Consider the following 15,996-nt stretch of genomic DNA (forward strand, 5'->3'; position numbering starts at 1 on the left):
CGCAGAAAGGGAGGAATTGATATGACGGCAATACCTTATGTAATCGAACAGTCGAGCAGGGGCGAGCGCTCCTATGATATCTATTCACGGCTTTTGAAGGACAGGATCATCATGATCGGAGAAGAGATCAATGATCATGTGGCAAACAGCGTAATTGCCCAGCTGCTGTTTCTTGCCGCTGACGCACCTGACAAGGATATATCCCTATACATCAATAGTCCGGGCGGCTCAACTACAGCCGGCTTTGCGATCTATGACACTATGCAATACATCAAGCCTGATGTCAGGACAATCTGCACGGGGATGGCGGCCTCCTTCGGTGCCATGCTCCTGCTCGCCGGCACGAAAGGCAAGCGCTGCAGCCTTCCGAACAGCGAAATCATGATCCATCAGCCGCTCGGCGGGGCAAGGGGGCAGGCGACTGAAATTGAAATATCCGCAAAACGCATTTTGAAGCTCCGGGAGCATATCAACAAAATCATTTCCGAAAAAACCGGCCAGCCTGTTGAAAAAGTAGCCAGGGATACAGACCGCGACTATTTCATGAGTGCCGAGGAAGCAAAGGAATACGGGATTATTGATCATATCATTTTTCATAGCTGATAGCGGGAAAGGCAGCCTTTTAAGGAGGGCTGCCTTTTTTGGGGAAATGAATTTTAAATCCTGTTGGGAAATTCACATTAAGTTCTGGAAACGAAAGAAAATATGGTAATATTTAGGGTAATGAAAGGGGGCGGATCATGACTAATAAATCTTTGAAATGGGGGATTGGAGCGATAGCGCTATTGGCTATATTGCTATCTTTCGATATATGGAAACTGTATAAAGAAGAAAAGCCTCCATTCCCTGAAATAGTGTCAGAAGGCAAGGAAGCTCAAGCAGTTTTGTTTGATTATTCATGGAACGGGACGGACACTTCCAAAGTATTGAATAAAGCTAATCTATCAGACTCCCTGGAAAGCATTGAGGCATTGCCGGTCGGCCCATTTGCAGATCTTGCTGTCTCTTTTCCGGAGAAGCCTGATCTAATATCCATTTCCGCCTGGGAGCCGCGGCTTGAAGAAGAAATCTATAAACAGGATGGATCTGTCTTTCATTTTACAAACCGTCCCGGAACTGTGACTCTTGTGATCAAGGCTGAATGGAATAAAGGAAAGGCAACGTATTTAACCAGAGTCAAAACTGAAAAGACTGTCTCTTATCAGGAACTTCTGGATCCGGATAAAGAGGTTCAAACTATCATTGGGTTTGCTGCCAGCGGTTCATCATCCATTGAATTTGCCCAAAAAAAATCAGGCGATCGATTTGCCTCAGGATACATCTCTGGAGAATTGGATTATTTAAAAAAAGTCTATCATGAACTGGAACTGAACGAGCTGCCTGCCTATTTTGTTTTTAATCAGGAGAAGGTTGTTTTTCGTACAAATAACATGGAGGAGCTTGAATCATATATATCAAAGCATTAGGGGAAAAATAATATGGACACCCTATAAAAGAAAACTCCCGCTTATACACGGGAGTTTCGCTGTTTATTTTTTGGTCCTTGGCACAGGCGGTTCCTTGCTCAATGATTTGAGGAGCGAAACGCACATAAAGACAAGGATGACGGTGAACGGCAGGGCTGCGACAAGCGAGGCAGTCTGCAGACCCTCAAGCCCGCTGCTGAGCAGGAGGACGGCCGCAATCGCACCGATCAGGATGCCCCAGACGATGCGCACACCGAGGGGAGGCATCAGCGAGCCCTTGGATGTCATGCTGCCGAGAATATATGTTGCCGAGTCTGCTGAGGTGATAAGGAAGGTAAAGATCAGCAGAATCGAAAGGATGGAAACAATAAATGTCATAGGCAGTTCCCCGTAGGTTGTAAACAGCGCACTGGTAACATCCGCATTGACTGCTTCTGCAATGCCGGTTCCCTGGAACAGGTCAAAGTGCAGGGCGGTCCCGCCGAACACGGCTGTCCATAAAAGGGCGATCAGCGGCGGGATGATCAGCACGCCGACAACAAATTCCCTGATGGTCCTGCCCCTTGAGACCCTGGCGATGAAAGCACCGACGAACGGGGACCAGGCAATGGCCCATGCCCAATAGAAAATCGTCCAGTCGCGCACCCATGTACCTCCTTTATAAGGTGTCAGGCGCAGGCTCCAGTTGATGAAATTGGTAATATCATCCCCGATCCCCTGTGTGAACGTATTCAGGATGAATACAGTCGGCCCGGCAATGAATACAAAGAGCATGATGATCAGAGCAAGGGAAAGGTTAAGATTGCTCAAATACTTGATTCCTTTATCCAGTCCGGTCGTAGACGACAAAAGGAAAAGGGCTGTCAAAACGACGATGATGATAATCTGTACCCATGCACTGTTAGTGATCCCGAAGGCAGCATTCAATCCGCCGTTAATCTGCAGGATCCCAAGCCCGAGTGATGTGGCTACACCCAGGACAGTGGCAATGACAGCCAGGATATCAATGAATTTCCGGAGGCCTGTCCGCTCCTTTTTTACACTGATGATTGGCTTGAGCGTAGTGGAAATAAGCCCGTCCTGCTTTTTGCGGAATTGGAAATAGCCGACTGCGAGTCCGACAATCGTGAAGACTGACCATTGGCTGACGCCCCAATGGAAGAAAGAGTAGCCCATGGCAGTCCTTGCTGCTTCAGGTGTGAGCCCTTCCATGTCAGCGATGGGAGGCGAAAAGTAATGGCTCATCGGCTCGGCGATTCCCCAGAAGACAAGGCCGATGCCGAATCCGGCGCTGAAGAGCATGCCGATCCATGTGAAAAAGGAATATTCGGGTCTTTCATCATTTCCGCCAAGCCGGATGCGGCCATATTTGCTGATGGCCAGGAATAGGCAGAATAATACAAAGAGGAGTACCGATAGCAGGTAAAACCAGCCAAAGGCGTATGTAGTGAAATCGAAGGCTTTCTGTGCGGCCCCTGAAAAAATCTCAGGCAGGAAGACGCCTGTGAGGACAAGCAGAAGGATCACTGAAGCAGAGACCCAAAAAACACTGTTTAATGACTTATCTTGCTGTTCATTCATAGAATACCCCCTGTTTTTTCTCTATATTTAACCTTAACATGTATAAAAGGCAGGTGAAAACGCCATCAATAGCTGGAAATGGCCATATCCAAGAATATTTGGCGGGAAAGCCGGGATTTCGCTGCCTTAAGAGTGCCTCACGTGCATATATACTCAAATAAGCAAGCTAGCAACCTATTTAGCAAAAAATCTGAATATACAAGGAGCTGGATGGAATGCATCTCAAACATCTGGAAGAAAAGTTCATCCTGCACAAGAATGCGGAGCAGGCAGTGCCGATGAGAAAATATATGAAAGACAACTTCCCGTTCCTGGGAATCAGGACGCCGGAGCGCAGGAAGCTGACAAAGGAGTTTTTTGCAGAAACAGGAATCCTGAAGGAGCCCTTTCAGCATGATTTGGTTTCGAAGCTATGGAAGAAGGAAGAAAGAGAATATCAATATGCAGCCTGTGACTATATCATCAGCTCCTTGAAGAAGCTTGTTAAAGACGACATGCGTTTTATGGAGAGATTGATTACAGAAAAATCCTGGTGGGATACTGTTGATACATTGGCTGCCCATCCTGTCGGCCGCATTGCCGCCGATCATCCTGAAACCGTTAAGGAGACAGTGAGGAGCTGGGCATATGGCAGCCATTTGTGGCTGAGAAGGACGAGCATCATCTTCCAGCTCCGCTACAAGCAAGATACAAGTGAAGACATCTTGTATGAATTCATCAGCCAGAACGCCGGAAGCAGGGAATTTTTCATCCAGAAAGCAATCGGCTGGGCATTGAGGGAGTACAGCAAGACAAATCCCGAGTCAGTCAGAAGCTTTATCAGCAAGTCTTCGCTCGCACCCTTAAGCATCCGTGAAGGTAGCAAATATTTAAAGTAAGAAGGAAAAACTGATAGAATGCTACATAGATTGAAAAAACAATTAGTAGGTGAAGAAAATATGGTAAAATGCATTGCGATTGATATGGACGGTACACTGCTGACTGCAACCCAGCAGATTACAGAAGAAAACAAAAAGGCGATCCAGAAGGCTCAGGCTGAAGGGGTGGAAGTGGTCATCGCCACAGGGCGGTCTTATTTTGAGGCAAACTTTGTCCTCGAGGAAGCGGGGATCCGCTGCCCGATGATCTGCGTCAATGGGGCGGAAGTGAGGTCCATCGATAAAGAAGTGATAGCCAGCAATCCGCTCGACAAGTCGACGGCAAGGACAGCCGGCATGGCGCTCCTGCAAAATGGCGTTTATTTCGAAGTATACACAAATAAAGGCACATACACGATTGATGCCGATAAAGGCGTTTCTATCATTGTTGATATTTTCATGAGCGGAAACCCTGAAGCTGATGTGGATGAAGTCATGAAGGCAGCGGAGGAAAGGTTCACAAAAGGGCTTGTCCATAAGGTCGACAGCTACGATATCCTTTTCGATGACACAGAGCATCAGATTTATAAGCTCCTTGCATTCTCAGTCGATGCTGAAAGGCTGGCAGCTGCAAAGGAAGCCCTTGTGCCGCTTGAAGACGAAGGACTTGTCATCAGCTCTTCCGGTGAGGAAAATCTGGAGCTGACAAGCAGAAATGCGCAAAAGGGCGTTGCGCTTGAAGCCTTCCTTGAAAAAAGCGGGACAGGCATCCAGGATGCTATGGCAATAGGCGATAACTATAACGATCTTTCTATGTTCAAACGCGTGGGCAGGTCTGTTGCCATGGGCAATGCAGATGACATTATCAAGGCACAGTGCGACTATGTCACGCTGACCAATGAAGAAAGCGGGGTTGCAAAAGCAATCCTGGATGCCCTTGAGGCATAAGGGAAGGACGGCATGTTTTTTGGACGTTTTGAAACCTTCAGCTGAAAGGCGGAGATACTGTGAAAAAATCAGTCCTATTCATGCTGCTTGGCCTGCTTGCAATGGCAGGCTGCTCGGCAGAAAACAAATCGAATGAGGAAGAGCCGCGGCAGCAGGAAAGCGAGGAAGCGGCTTTAGCCGTGCCGGATGCAGAAGAACTCGCAGCCGATCTGAAGACCCCGTGGGCAATCGACCAGGCAGGAAGCACTTTTTATATGACTGAAAGGACAGGGAGCATTGTAAAAGCAGAAAAGGGCAGCCTTCAGAGGCAGGAGGTCCGCCTGAAAAAGAAACTCTCACAGGCTTCAGAGGCCGGCCTGCTCGGCTTTGTCCTTTCCCCGGATTTTGAAAGCTCTGGAGAAGCTTATGCGTATTATACGTATGAGGAAGGGGCCGTCCAGCGAAATCGGATCGTCGTCCTGAAGCAGACGGAGGATGCCTGGGAGGAAACAAGGCTGCTGCTTGATGGGATTCCGAGCGGGCAATACCATCATGGAGGACGCCTGAAAATCGGCCCTGACGGCAAGCTTTATGCTACGGCAGGCGATGCGGCAGCTGATCCGGCAATCGCCCAGGACCTGGATTCTCTTGGCGGAAAAATCCTCAGGATGAATCTGGATGGAACAGTTCCGGACGATAATCCATTTGCCGGTTCTTATGTATACAGCTATGGCCACCGCAATCCGCAGGGGCTGGCCTGGGCTGAAGACGGTACTCTCTATGCCTCTGAGCACGGACCATCCGCCAATGATGAGATCAACCGGATCGAGGCCGGGAAAAACTACGGCTGGCCTGTCATCCAGGGCAAGAAAGAAAAGGAAGGCATGGAAGCGCCGCTCTTCACCTCCGGGGAGGACAATACCTGGGCTCCATCCGGCATAGCCATCAAGGACGGGAAGCTTTATGCCGCTGCCCTGAGGGGGGCTGCAGTCCTTGAATTCAACCTGGAAACAGGAGAGCAAAAGGAACTCATCACCGGTGCCGGAAGGATCAGAGATGTGCTGCTCTCCGATGATGTCCTGTATTTCGCCAGCAATAATACGGATGGCCGCGGCAACCCGGGACCAAACGATGATAAGCTGTATAAAATCCGGCTTTCAGAATAGAAATAGAGGCAGGTTCACTGGGTAAATAGTTCAGATAATGTAGAGAGAACAGTCCAAATAATATACGTATACAGCACGGGAATTAACAAAACAAAAAAGCTTGGGATATCCCAAGCTTTTTATTTTAAAAATGTTGTTCATTAACGCACTCAATCGCTGAATAGTTGAACGGCCGGGTTCCCTGCAAATGGATTTTTATAGAGGGAGGAACTGCCCTTATTTAGCGAATAGTACTGAAAACCTCTTATATAGAGGGAGAAATTCCTCTTATTTGATTTGAAAACGTGAAAAAAGATAGATCTTCTTTGCATAGAGGGAAATACTCCCCTTAATTTCCCTAAAAACCCTTCTTATCTGCACTTAAGAGTAAAAACTACCCTTAATTTACTATCACTTTTTTATGATAGGGGCGAAAGGCCGTTCATCACAAAGCGGATGGTCCGCTCCACTTCTGCTTCATCATCCCATTGAGCCTCGGGGAGGAACAAATAGCGGATAGCAAGGTGGCCTATTAAAGAGCTGAAGGTCATCCGCACAATGCTTTTTGGAGGGATGCCGGATATGATCTGGCCCTGCTCCTGATAATATTCCACAATTTTTGCGAACTGCTGAAAAACCTTTTCGGCAATCTGTTCAATAAATCGTTTCTTCAAATCAGGATGAAAAGGGATTTCCTGTATCAGTATTTTAACAATCGGCAGGTTTTTCTTTAAAAAGGCTATGCGGTTGTCGAGCAGGGAGCGGAGGAAGTCTTCATAACGGATCGGCCTCTGCTTCAGCACCTGCTCGATATCCTGGATGAGGTACGGGGCCACCAGATCGCTCATGATCGGCTCGACAATGGCCAGCAAAAGATACTTTTTCGTTTTATAGTGCCGGAAAATCGTGCCCTCCGCCACACCTGCCAATTTTGCAATTTCACTCGTCGATGTCGCGGAATAGCCTTTCTCTGAAAACATTTGAATGGCCGCAAGCAGGATGCTTCTCTGCTTCTCTGTCAGTCCGGCTTGTTCTCCGAATAGATAATAGATCAGGGACTCTTGTTCAGGCATAACATACTCCTTATACGATAGGTTTTCACCGTGTCTGATAAAGCCATTATAATCATATCCGGAGGAAAAGAAAAACAGCTAGATTTTGCGGTATCTTTTCAGGGCAAGGACATTGAGCAGTGCAAAGCCGATGGAGAAGCCGGCCAGAACAAGAAGGTCCGGGTAGATCTCCTCAAAGCCAGTTCCGCGAACCATTACATCCCTTAAAGCATTCGCAGCATAATAGAGCGGTGTCAGCGGACCGATCCAGCTGAGCCAATTGGAGATCGTCTCCAGGTTGAACAGTCCGGAAAAGAAAATCTGCGGCACGACCGCAAGCGGGATGAACTGGATCATCTGGAGCTCGTTATTGGCAAAAGCAGATAAAAAGATTCCGAGTGTAAGAGCTGTCAAGGAGAGCAGCAGGACAGTGAGCAGCACATAAAGGAAAGAACCTTCCATTCTCATATCCAGTACATAAACGGCAAAAGAGGCAATGATGCCTGCCTGGAGCATAGTGAAAATGCCGAAGCCTGCAATATATCCGCCTACGATCTCCCAGCGCCTTAAAGGACTGGCCAAGAGCCGCTCAAGCGTTCCGGTAGTCCTTTCCCGCAAAAACGAAACCCCTGCGATCAGGAAAACAAAGAAGAAGGTAAAGAAACCGACCAGAACCGGCCCAAAGTAATCGAATTGTCCCATATCTGGTGAGCCGTGCAGCTGGCTGATCTTCAAGCCGGGCTCCTGGCCGCCAGGCTGAAGCTGCTTGAAAGCTTCCTGGATTTCCTGTGCCGCTTCCCTGCTTATGCCGGGATCGCTTCCTTCCAGCCTGACCGTTGGTGTCCCATTTTCCATGGACAGATAGGCATCCAGTTCTCCTGCCTTCAGGTCAGCTTCTGCCTGCTTAGCTGAATCATATTCCGTCAGGGCTGCATCCTGGAACTCAAGCCTTTCGGACCATTCTTGCGGAATGCCGGCCAGCCCGATCTCAGGTTTATAATCTTCACCGTTAAAGACGAGATGCAGCATCGTCAGGATGAGGATCGGAGCGAGGATCATCAGTGCCATTGTCCGTTTATCACGTAAAAATTGCCTTAAAATCCTGATAACCAGTGCAGTCAGCCTCATTGCTGATCACCCCCATAGGCCAGAAAGGCTTCTTCAATCGTGCTTGCATCCTTATCCGCTTTTAACTGTGCCGGGCTGCCGGACGCAATCAGTCTGCCATCCCGCAGCAGCCCGAGCCTGTCGCATTTTTCTGCTTCATCCATGACATGGGTGGTGATGATCAGTGTCTTTCCTTTCAGCTTCAACTCCTGAAAGGCAGACCAGATGCTCTGGCGCAAAACGGGATCGATTCCGACCGTCGGTTCATCAAGAATCAGGAGCTCCGGTTCATGAAGAAGGGAGATGGCAAGCGACAGCCGTCGTTTCATCCCGCGGGAATAGTTGGAGACAAGCTTATCCATATGCTCAGATAACCCGACAACCTGCATGGATTCCTGCATCCGCTCTTTTTTACGGATCCCCTTCAGGCCGTATAAGGAAGCAAAAAAGCTGAGGTTCTCTGCAGCAGTCAGCTCGCCGTAAAGAGCGTCTGATTGGGCCATATAGCCGATCCTCTCCAGAAGGCTTAGAGATGGAACCTTTTCGCCAAATATCATGATGTCCCCGGCATTGGGGATATCCAGACCGGCAATTTGTTTGATCAGGGTGGTTTTGCCTGCACCAGAGGGTCCGAGCAGCCCATAGATTTCCCCTTTGTGAATAGTCAGGCTGAGGCCTGTGAGAACATCCTGGCTTCCGAATCTCCTGCTGACATCTTTAATTGAAACGAGTGGAGATTGACTATGCATGAAAAAATCACCTCTTACAATTAGTGAGTGATTACTCACTTTTATAGTAAGGGGTTTATGCGGCTTTGTAAAGTGAGTAATCACTCACAAATTATGTAAATTAATACCTGACTCATATCCCTCAAAAAGGTATAATGTTTTTTGTACCAGCAAATCTTTTAAACGGGGTGCAGAATATGGCTGATTTTAAATCAACTGTCATTATAAGAAGACCAGTAGCAGAAGTTTTCCAGTACGCCACCAACCCGGACAACGCGCCTGAAATCATGCCGAATGTCGTCAAGATGGAAAAGGCCACGGACGGTCCGATCGGGCCTTCGACGAAATTCATTGAAACAAGGATGATCAGGGGCAAGAAGGTCAAGGCTGAAATTGAATATACACAATTTGAACAGGACAAGTCCTATACAGCAAAAAGCAATTCCAACGGGCTGGTTGTCACGTATGATTATACATTCACGGAAATTGATGAAGGCACCCAGGTGGAGCTTGAGGCCAATATCCATACATCCGGCTTCATCATGTCCCTGACGAAGCCAATGCTTGTAAAGATAATTAAGAAAGAAGATGGCAGACAGCTGTCCTATCTGAAGCAGATGCTGCAGGGAGATGAAGATTAAAAAAAGAGCCCGGGGGGCTCTTTTTTTTATGGATATGGTGCCCTCTTGCTAAAGAAGGCCGCATCATATTTTAAAATTTATATGTCCAGAACCGCTCATTCTGGATCCAGGCTGTAGCCTGAGGGTCTTTATTTTTCAGCTTTTCCTCGGTTTGGGCAGCCATCAGCTGCGTCTGGGAAAGGTGCGCTTTAATCGCTGCCAGCTTCTGGTCGACGACTGCACTGACATCATTTAGGATATCCGCTTCGCCAAGTTCATCGACACAGTTATTGGAAAATGCCACACAATGCAGCTTCGGCCGATCCTGCTCAGGCAGGCGTTCAAGCGCTCTTACAACAGCAGCCCCTGTTGCATCATGGTCAGGGTGAACCGAGTATCCCGGATAAAAGGAGATGACCAGCGACGGATTCACTTCTTCCACAATGGAGAAAAGGTGGTCGGTGAGCAGTTTTTCATCCTCAAATTCAATTGTTTTGTCACGATACCCGAGCATACGCAAATCCTGGATCCCCAGGACGCGGGCGGCCTCCTTCAATTCTTTGCGGCGAATCAGCGGCAGACTCTCCCTCGTTGCAAAAGGAGGGTTCCCCAGATTGCGCCCCATCTGGCCAAGCGTCAGGCATGCATATGTAACAGGGGTCCCGCTGTTGACATGGGAAGCAATCGTTCCTGACACGCCAAACGCTTCATCATCCGGGTGCGGGAAAATGACGAGTACATGTCTTTCCTTTTCCATTAGCTATTTCTCCTTTCACATTTATTCAAACGGAGTCTCACTGATCTGCAGCGCCACAGCAAGCTTTCCGCCATTATCATGGCCAGCCATCAGCAGGCGGCCGATTTCATCAACTTCAAAGTGGGTGATCCCCTCTGCATACACCCAGCCAAATTCCATTTTCAGTCCGACTCTGAACGGGCCGTCCCCGGTGATTTTCCCGAGTTCATATTTGAGGGAAGCGTTGCGGATATAGGCTCCGGCAGAGAAGAAGGACTCATCGAAGTGGGATGCGTACGCCCCATTCGTTGTTTCGAGGTGGACAAAGACATTCTTCCCGGCAAGCCGGCTGATTTCCTTTTGCACCTCTTCTTTTATGACAGGCTTCATATATATGCCTCCTTTCAGCACAATGCTGCTGTTCCTTGAATGAGATTATTTTACTAAAAAAGGAATGGAAAAGCGAAATCGGCGCTTCCACATTCCTTTTAGGCAGCGGCAGGTTTATCCTCCGCTATCAGATTTTACGGCCTTCAGCTTTTTCGATTGAGCCATTGCTGCGGTATGCCCCATGCATCGTAGGACCCACATATTCGTTCAGACGGAAACCATGGCGGATTGCTTCCGTGATGAAGGATTTCGCGATTTCGACAGCTTCTGTCACGCTATGGCCCTTCGCAAGTCCTGCTGTTACTGCAGATGAATAGGTGCAGCCGGCCCCATGCGTATAAACAGTATCAATCAGCTCGTTTTCAAATAGGATAAAGTCTTTTCCGTCGTACAGGAGGTCAGCCGCTTTTTCATGCTTCAGCTTGCTGCCGCCTTTGATCAATACAAACTTTGCACCCATATCATGAATTTTGGCTGCTGCTTCCTTCATATCATCAATGGTGCGGATAGGCCCGGTCTGCGCCAGCTGCCATGCTTCAAACAGGTTCGGTGTCACCACTGTTGCCCGCGGCAAAAGGAGCTCCCTCATTGCGTCAGTGGTTTCAGGGTTCAATACTTCATCTTCCCCCTTGCAGACCATCACAGGGTCAATGACCGTGTTGCTCAATTTATTTTCATCCATTACCTTTGCCGCCAGCTCAATGATTTCCACCGTTCCGAGCATGCCTGTCTTCATGGCATCGATGCCGACAGAAAGGATGGTTTCAAGCTGCGCCTTCAGCGTTTCGATTGGCAGCGGATGTACATGATGATGCCAATGGTCTTTCGGATCCATCGTGACAATGGTTGTCAGGGCAGTCATCCCGTACACGCCAAGCTCCTGGAATGTTTTAAGATCTGCCTGGATGCCTGCTCCTCCGCTAGTATCCGATCCAGCAATCGTAAGTACTTTCTTCATAGTCATGTCATGCGCCTCCCATTTTATTGTTCTAATTATGATTATAACAATATTATATCTCAGTACAATTGGAACGAATTGCAGTGACCCCTTTTCTTTTCGCCAAAATTTACCTATGATAAAAACAGAAATAGCAGATTGAGCGGTGATAAAGATGAAGAACATTCTATATATCGAAGACGATAAAGAAATCGGCAAATGGACGAAAGATTATCTCCTTGAAAAAGGCTACTCGGTCGACTGGCTGCAGTCAGGGGAGGGAGCAGCCCAGGCAGCTGCCCGGGCCGACCTGGTCATCCTCGATGTGATGCTGCCCGGGCTTGACGGTTTTACGGTCGGCCAGCGCCTGAAGAAGGATGTCCCAGGGATCCCTATCCTGATGCTGTCGGCCCGGACGGCAGTCGATGATAAGCTGCAGGGCCTGCAGTTTGCCGATGATTACCTGACAAAGCCATTTCATCCGGAAGAACTGGCGGCAAGGATCGATGTGCTGCTCCGAAGATACGGGAAACCGGAACAGAGCCAGCTTCGGCTTCGCCATCTCGAAGTCAGCCTTGGGGAAAACCGGATCATTGATACAAGAAGCGGCGAAGAAATCATCCTGACCGGCAAGCAGCATCAAATCTTCATGTACATGCTCCGTCATCCTAACCAGATTCTCACAAAAGAGCAGATTTTTGAGGCAGTCTGGGGAGAGCACTATATTGACGGAGATAAAACCTTGATGGTCCACATCCGCTACCTGCGCGAAAAAATCGAAGAAAATCCGGGCTCGCCTGCCATCCTTGAAACCATCCGGGGCATCGGCTACAGGGTGAAACAATGAAGCCAAAATCGCTGCAGGGCAAGTATCTGCTCATCATCCTGCTGGCACTGGTGCTGATGCCGATCACTTTTCCGCTCGTTTCAGTATTATTCCATATCCCATTTTCCATGCAGGAGCATGACCCGAATCTCTACGAAGACAGCAAAGGCCTTGAATCGATGTGGAAAAAAGAAGGGGAGAAGCTCGGCGGAAAAACGGATGAAGAAATCAGCGAAAGACTCTTGGAGCTGAAGCAGAAATACAGCAAGGCAAGCGTCTTCTGGGTTGACGAACAGGGGAGCACAAAGCTGAAGCTTCCTGAGCAAATGAACATCCCTGCCCAGTGGGACCCGCTGTACACTATAGATTTCATGAAAACTAACCGGGGACTTGAAGCTGATCCTTATACTGTCGTTTCGTTCATCGGGTCCGGGAAATCAGAAGGGTTCATGGTCATCCAGGTGCCGCGGGGAGAAATGGACACAGAATGGGAGAAAGTAAGCAGAAGCTATGACTATTATTATCTGATTGCCACCTTTGGGGTGCTGGGATTGTTCCTGTTTGTGTCCTGGATTTTCTTTTACAGAATCCGCCAAAGGCTGCTCCGTCTCCAGGAGGCAATGGACAAGCCTGCTGAAGGCGGAATCCCCCTGCCGATCGCCATTGAAAAGAAGGATGAAATCGGCCAGCTGGAAGGGGCTTTTAACCGGATGATCGACCAGCTTGAAACAGGCAGGCAGCGGGAGCGGGAAGAAGAAGAGCTCAGGCGCCAGCTGATCGCCAATCTGTCCCATGACCTCAGAACGCCGCTGACAACAATCAGGGGCCATGCCTACTCTTTGAAAAAAGAAATCACTTCCGAAAAAGGGCAGGAATCTCTCGAACTCATTGACAATAAAATCAGCTATCTGGGCCAGCTGATCGAAAACCTGCTTTCCTATACACTATTAACCTCCGGCAAGTATCCATACAATCCGGAAAAAACCGATATCGTCCGGCTCGTAAAAACCTCGGCAGCCGCATGGTATCCTGTTTTTGAAAATGAAGGCCTTGAGCTTGATATTGAGCTGCCGGACAAGAGCATCTACTGGCACATAGACGGGCAATGGATGAACCGCATCCTCGATAATCTGTTTCAGAATATCCTCCGGCACGCCGCCCAGGGCAGATATGCCGGCGTCCTGCTTGATGCGGAGAAGGAAACCCTTATGATTAAGGATAAAGGTCCGGGAATGACAGGCGAGTCGGCTGGAAAAGGCGCCGGCATCGGGCTTTCTATTGCTGCTCTCATGCTGAAGGAGATGGATTTTGACCTTCAAATTAACAGCAGCAGCGGCGGGACGGAGATGGTGATTGGGAGGAAGGGGGATTCGGGAATAGGGCATAAGGATGGATAAATATTGTGGAGGGTTCGGATGATTTCATCTGGACTCTTTTTTTCGAATTGAGTAAAAAGACTAGAATAAAATTTTGAGGCGATAAGGAAACAATACAAATTTAAAAACCCTGTTGATTGCAGTGGAAGGCACGCAGACTCCTGCGGGAGATAGCGGAAATGTTGAGACCCCACAGCGCGTAAGCGCGAGGAGGCTCAACTTCGCCCGGCGGAAAGCGAAGTGCCTGGAACGGAAATCAACGGACGAAGTCCGAAGAGATAAAAATATTAATAAAGGGTCAGCTGATTTTTTACTGAAATGGTAATAAATGTATAATATGTAGAATAATCAAAAAAGTATGTAGAATCTTTTGGTTTTTATGTAGAATCATTGAAAATTTATGTAGAAAAACGCCGAATTTAGGTAGAATTAGCCGGAATTCATGCTGTGGACACTACCGGGTTCTAAGACAGCTAGACTTTTTCAACCAAAAATACCTCACCCCTTCCCAAAACCAGTCAAAAATCAGGTAGGCATGCTAATTTCCCCCCCTTTTTTAAACCAAATTTAAACTTCCCCCCACCTCCAGCTTAACCTTCACGGGATAAGATGGTTCCGAGGTGAAGAAAATGAGCGAATTAATCTTGGAAACGAATGGTTTGACGAAAAAGTTTGGTAAACGTAGTGCGGTCGAAAATGTGGACCTGCGTCTGGGGAAAGGAGAAATATATGGATTTCTCGGCCCGAACGGTGCGGGCAAGACAACGACGATCCGGATGCTGCTCGGGCTGGCCAGGCCGACGGGCGGATCCATCCAGATTTTTGGCAGGGACCTGAAAAAAGAGAAGCTTCAGATCCTCCGCAAAGTCGGCTCCCTTGTTGAGTATCCGTCTTATTACGGCCATCTGACTGCCATCGAAAATCTTGAGGCTCTCCGCAAAATCCTTGAGGTGCCAAAATCAAGAATCGATGAAGTGCTCGCCATTGTCCGCCTGTCAAAGGAAGCGAAGCGGCCGGTAAAAGGCTTTTCCCTTGGAATGAAGCAGCGGCTTGGAATTGCCGCCGCCCTGCTTGCGAATCCTGAATTGCTGATTCTGGACGAGCCGACGAACGGACTGGATCCATCCGGCATTCTTGAAATCCGCGAGCTGATCAAAAGCATGCCGGCACAGCATGGGATGACCATCCTTGTATCTAGCCATCTGTTATCCGAAATCGATCAGATGGCAACACAGGTGGGCATCATCTCCAAAGGATCGATGATCTTCCAGGATTCGATCCATGTTCTCAGGCAGAAGGCAAACAGCCAGATTGCGATTACTGTCAATGAAACAGAAAAGGCCTGGAGAGCGCTCCTGTCAAACGGCATCCAGGCAGAAAAAGAGCGGGAGCATCTGCTGCTTGACGGGACGGACACCCAGGTTGCCGCGGCTGTGGAAACACTGGTCCGCCATGATGTTTCTGTGTACCGTGTCCAGGAGCAGAGAAAAACGCTCGAGGACATCTTCCTGGAGCTGACAGGAGAAGGGGGAAGCCTCTGATGATGAACATGCTTTCCGCTGACTTCCTGAAAATTAAAAGAAAGATGTTTCTGTTCCTCGTTTTTCTCGGCCCCTTTGGAGTCGTCGCCCTTGAAGCGGTCAATTTCGGGCTCCGCTATGAGTATTTGACTGGAGTTTATGCAGAAGATTTATGGAAAGGGCTGATTGGTGAGGCCGGCTTCCTCAGCATCCCTGCCATCATGCTGGGGCTTGCGCTGGTCACCAGTATGATAGCCAATATTGAGCATCAGACAAATGCATGGAAGCAGCTATTGGCCCTTCCCGTTTCTAAAGGAAAGGTATTTACCTCCAAGTTTCTATTGGCAGCCATCTTATTGCTTATTTCCTGTGTGCTGCTGTTCTTTGGATTGATCATTCTGGGACTGATCCTCGGCTTTGGCACAGACATTCCCTTCCTTCATCTGGCGAAATCAGTGTTCTTTCCTTATTTGGCCGGGATGCCTTTCATTGCGCTGCAGCTATGGATTTCCATCACCATGAAAAATCAGGCCATCCCGCTGACGGCCGGCATTCTGGCAACGGTGCTTACCCTGTTTTCCGTGAAGTTCCCGGACTGGGTCCCGCTGAAATGGCTATTTCTTGAGAGCTGGGGAGGTCCTTTTTATTCGGCACTGGCCGGCGTCCTGCTCGGCATCAGCATCTATTTGACCGGGCTGATCGATTTTTCCAGAAAGGAAGTGAAATAG

The 15,996-nt window shown here is 48.6% G+C and carries 17 protein-coding genes; 10 read left to right on the top strand and 7 right to left on the bottom strand.

Translation table 11 applies throughout. The features are described from left to right. The first annotated feature begins 21 nt into the window (after positions 1 to 21). Both clpP and LCM00_RS11750 read left to right on the top strand, forming a co-directional pair. A complete protein-coding gene (clpP, locus tag LCM00_RS11745; RefSeq protein WP_224901920.1) occupies positions 22 to 603 on the top strand; it encodes an ATP-dependent Clp endopeptidase proteolytic subunit ClpP in 582 nt (193 codons plus the stop codon). A gap of 137 nt (positions 604 to 740) precedes the next feature. Continuing rightward, the gene (locus tag LCM00_RS11750) at positions 741 to 1,466 is read left to right on the top strand and encodes a hypothetical protein (protein WP_224901923.1); all 726 of its coding nucleotides are present in this window, start codon (positions 741 to 743) and stop codon (positions 1,464 to 1,466) included. A 63-nt stretch (positions 1,467 to 1,529) separates the two neighbouring features. Here LCM00_RS11750 and LCM00_RS11755 read toward each other — a convergent pair whose 3' ends face one another. Next, positions 1,530 to 3,047, bottom strand: a complete 1,518-nt coding sequence (locus LCM00_RS11755; protein ID WP_224901926.1) for a BCCT family transporter — start codon at positions 3,045 to 3,047, stop codon at positions 1,530 to 1,532. A 215-nt stretch (positions 3,048 to 3,262) separates the two neighbouring features. Between LCM00_RS11755 and LCM00_RS11760 the strand changes: the two genes are divergently transcribed. From LCM00_RS11760 to LCM00_RS11770, 3 genes are read left to right on the top strand one after another with little or no spacing between them, the layout of a single operon-like run. Then, positions 3,263 to 3,925, top strand: a complete 663-nt coding sequence (locus LCM00_RS11760; RefSeq protein ID WP_224901929.1) for a DNA alkylation repair protein — start codon at positions 3,263 to 3,265, stop codon at positions 3,923 to 3,925. Positions 3,926 to 3,985: 60 nt separating this feature from the next. Then, positions 3,986 to 4,852 carry an HAD family hydrolase gene (locus LCM00_RS11765; protein ID WP_224902271.1) on the top strand — a complete coding sequence of 289 codons (867 nt, stop codon included), beginning with the start codon at positions 3,986 to 3,988 and terminating at the stop codon, positions 4,850 to 4,852. Positions 4,853 to 4,911: 59 nt separating this feature from the next. Continuing rightward, the gene (locus LCM00_RS11770) at positions 4,912 to 5,997 is read left to right on the top strand and encodes a PQQ-dependent sugar dehydrogenase (RefSeq protein ID WP_224901932.1); all 1,086 of its coding nucleotides are present in this window, start codon (positions 4,912 to 4,914) and stop codon (positions 5,995 to 5,997) included. A 398-nt stretch (positions 5,998 to 6,395) separates the two neighbouring features. Here the strand turns inward: LCM00_RS11770 and LCM00_RS11775 are convergent, their stop codons facing one another. The 3 genes from LCM00_RS11775 to LCM00_RS11785 all read right to left on the bottom strand — a co-directional run bounded on the left by LCM00_RS11775 (position 6,396) and on the right by LCM00_RS11785 (position 8,884). Beyond that, positions 6,396 to 7,049: a TetR/AcrR family transcriptional regulator gene (locus tag LCM00_RS11775; RefSeq protein ID WP_224901935.1), complete on the bottom strand. Its 654-nt coding sequence runs from the start codon at positions 7,047 to 7,049 to the stop codon at positions 6,396 to 6,398. A gap of 78 nt (positions 7,050 to 7,127) precedes the next feature. Further along, positions 7,128 to 8,156 (bottom strand): ABC transporter permease, encoded by a 1,029-nt coding sequence (locus LCM00_RS11780; protein WP_224901938.1) that lies wholly within the window; start codon positions 8,154 to 8,156, stop codon positions 7,128 to 7,130. Beyond that, positions 8,153 to 8,884: an ABC transporter ATP-binding protein gene (locus LCM00_RS11785; RefSeq protein WP_224901941.1), complete on the bottom strand. Its 732-nt coding sequence runs from the start codon at positions 8,882 to 8,884 to the stop codon at positions 8,153 to 8,155. The genes LCM00_RS11780 and LCM00_RS11785 overlap by 4 nt, the downstream gene beginning before the upstream one ends. 176 nt (positions 8,885 to 9,060) lie before the next feature. Here LCM00_RS11785 and LCM00_RS11790 point away from each other — a divergent pair, with 176 nt between their 5' ends. Beyond that, positions 9,061 to 9,504 carry an SRPBCC family protein gene (locus LCM00_RS11790; RefSeq protein WP_224901944.1) on the top strand — a complete coding sequence of 148 codons (444 nt, stop codon included), beginning with the start codon at positions 9,061 to 9,063 and terminating at the stop codon, positions 9,502 to 9,504. Positions 9,505 to 9,574: 70 nt separating this feature from the next. Here the strand turns inward: LCM00_RS11790 and bshB2 are convergent, their stop codons facing one another. The 3 genes from bshB2 to pdxK form a co-directional block, all read right to left on the bottom strand. Beyond that, on the bottom strand, positions 9,575 to 10,240 hold the full coding sequence (bshB2, locus tag LCM00_RS11795) for a bacillithiol biosynthesis deacetylase BshB2 (protein ID WP_224901947.1): 666 nt from the start codon (positions 10,238 to 10,240) through the stop codon (positions 9,575 to 9,577). A 21-nt stretch (positions 10,241 to 10,261) separates the two neighbouring features. Further along, positions 10,262 to 10,609, bottom strand: a complete 348-nt coding sequence (locus LCM00_RS11800) for a YojF family protein (protein ID WP_224901950.1) — start codon at positions 10,607 to 10,609, stop codon at positions 10,262 to 10,264. Between the two features lie 127 nt (positions 10,610 to 10,736). Then, entirely contained in the window at positions 10,737 to 11,573 is an 837-nt protein-coding gene (gene pdxK, locus LCM00_RS11805; protein ID WP_224901952.1) for a pyridoxine/pyridoxal/pyridoxamine kinase, read from the bottom strand. 148 nt (positions 11,574 to 11,721) lie between these two features. Here pdxK and LCM00_RS11810 point away from each other — a divergent pair, with 148 nt between their 5' ends. From LCM00_RS11810 to LCM00_RS11825, 4 genes are all read left to right on the top strand, one after another. Beyond that, the gene (locus LCM00_RS11810; protein ID WP_224901955.1) at positions 11,722 to 12,393 is read left to right on the top strand and encodes a response regulator transcription factor; all 672 of its coding nucleotides are present in this window, start codon (positions 11,722 to 11,724) and stop codon (positions 12,391 to 12,393) included. Then, on the top strand, positions 12,390 to 13,769 hold the full coding sequence (locus tag LCM00_RS11815) for a sensor histidine kinase (RefSeq protein WP_224901958.1): 1,380 nt from the start codon (positions 12,390 to 12,392) through the stop codon (positions 13,767 to 13,769). Before LCM00_RS11810 ends, LCM00_RS11815 begins: the two co-directional genes overlap by 4 nt. A 608-nt stretch (positions 13,770 to 14,377) precedes the next feature. After that, a complete protein-coding gene (locus LCM00_RS11820; protein ID WP_224901961.1) occupies positions 14,378 to 15,289 on the top strand; it encodes an ABC transporter ATP-binding protein in 912 nt (303 codons plus the stop codon). Then, on the top strand, positions 15,289 to 15,996 hold the full coding sequence (locus LCM00_RS11825; RefSeq protein WP_224901964.1) for an ABC transporter permease: 708 nt from the start codon (positions 15,289 to 15,291) through the stop codon (positions 15,994 to 15,996). The genes LCM00_RS11820 and LCM00_RS11825 overlap by 1 nt, the downstream gene beginning before the upstream one ends.

It is taken from the genome of Bacillus infantis (genome assembly GCF_020171945.1).
Taxonomy (GTDB): Bacteria; Bacillota; Bacilli; order Bacillales; family Cytobacillaceae; genus Bacillus_AB; species Bacillus_AB infantis_A.